Annotated in this window: 1 protein-coding gene; it reads right to left on the bottom strand. The window is 63.0% G+C overall.

Going from position 1 to position 1,607, the window contains the following annotated elements:
- Positions 1-171 precede the first annotated feature (171 nt).
- Positions 172-1,607, bottom strand: a 1,436-nt coding sequence (locus tag AACY31_RS28655) for a DUF2345 domain-containing protein (RefSeq protein WP_339505635.1), incomplete at its 5' end; no start/stop codon positions are given.

Here is a 1,607-nt window from a genome sequence, read left to right as displayed (position 1 = left end):
GAGCCTGGGCGATGGCGTGATGCACAGCCGTGAAGGTTTCCTCGCCATTGACCAGCGGTTGATAGCCGGCCGCCACGGGATGGTATTCCGTGTTGTGGACGTACCACGGCGGTGTGCAAACGGCTTCCTCGGTGTGCCGTAGGCAAATGGGTACGACGATATCTGGCAGAATCATGGGTTGGTTTCTTCCTTGTTATGGTCTGGACCGCCCATCTGGACGGCGTACAGCGCGCGGTGATCCGTGTGCGCAGAAGGCGTATTCACTTCGCTATCGGTCTGTGAGGGGTGGTTATGCAAACCACCATTGGCCAGGTGTGCCTGCTCGGCATTGCGGTACTCGGTGGGCACCGGTAGTTGGTAGGTCATGCCGTTGGCCAACGTCAGTTGGTAGCGTTGGGTGACGACCTGATGGTCGAGCAGCAACTGTCCGCTGCCGTCGAGCACACCTTGCTGGACCGGCACGCCATCGGCCTTGAGTGTGTAAGGCATGCCCGCCCAACCTTGACCCGATGCATTGGGCGTTTGCGGCATGCGCAGGCGCAGCGGTTGTTTGAACAAGCGCTGCGGGTAGTCCGGGTGTGCGGCCTTCATGCTGGCAGCGCCTTTTACATATTCGAAATTCGCCGACCTGACGACAAAATCCCCCAGCGTCCCCGATTCGATGACGCCTTCATCCAGCGTGAGGTAGCTGCCGCCTGCGTTGAGGGTGATTTTTTTCTTCGCGACGATGCGGATCTCGTCCTCGGTGCTGGTGATGTCCAGCCCATGACGCGCCATCAGTTCCAGCTTGTCGTTCTGCGCTTGCACCGTCACCGGCCCCTGGTTGGCGATCAGCTTGAGGCCCAGCTTGCGCACGAACAGGCTCAGCCCTTGGCCCACGCCGACGAACAGGCGCTTGACCACGCTGAGGTCGGCTTCGCCGCCGGCGTTGAGCATCAGGTTGTGTTGCGCCGCCAGTTGCAGGTGTTTGCCGCTGGTGAGTGCGATGCCGTGCGGGGCGCTGAGCAGCAGGACGGAGGATTTGAGTTGTTCCAGATCCTGGCGTAGCAGTTGCAGTTGCGCGGCCACATCGGCCGGATCGGCCCGGCTCGCCTGGGCGTCACTGGAGAGGCTTTCCAACTGATCGGCGGCCTGTTGCAACCGACCTGTCGCCGCGCTCATGTCGAGCACCTGGCCTTGGGCGCGGGGCTGCTCATCAGCACTGATAAACAGCCCCTTGCCAGCGCGAATCGCCCCCCAGCCATCCGTGCGCAACTCAAACCCTTCCCCCCGTTTCTTGCGCTCGGCATCCACCAGATGCCCCAGGTTCAACTGACTCTTACCACTGTGCTCGGTACTGAGCTTGACGTGCTCCTGCCCCCGGGTGTCGTCCATGCGCAATTTGTTGTTGGTCGGGGTGCGCAGCACGTTGCGTCTTTCATTGCGCGCCGTGACCAGGTCCGGGTGTTCGTTGTCGTGCAGGGCGTGGGCGATGTAGGGGCGGTCGGGGTCGCCTTGTTCGAACGCGACCGCCACTTCGGTGCCGGCCTGCAGCGGGAAGTGCAGGCCGTGGGTGTCGCCGCCGTAGGGCCGGGCCAGGCGCAGCCAGGCGCTTGAGCGGGCGGCTT

Origin of the sequence: Pseudomonas sp. RL_105y_Pfl2_101, from assembly GCF_963970585.1 — a bacterium.
GTDB lineage: Bacteria > Pseudomonadota > Gammaproteobacteria > Pseudomonadales > Pseudomonadaceae > Aquipseudomonas.
This window is presented reverse-complemented; position numbering and strand designations above follow the sequence as displayed.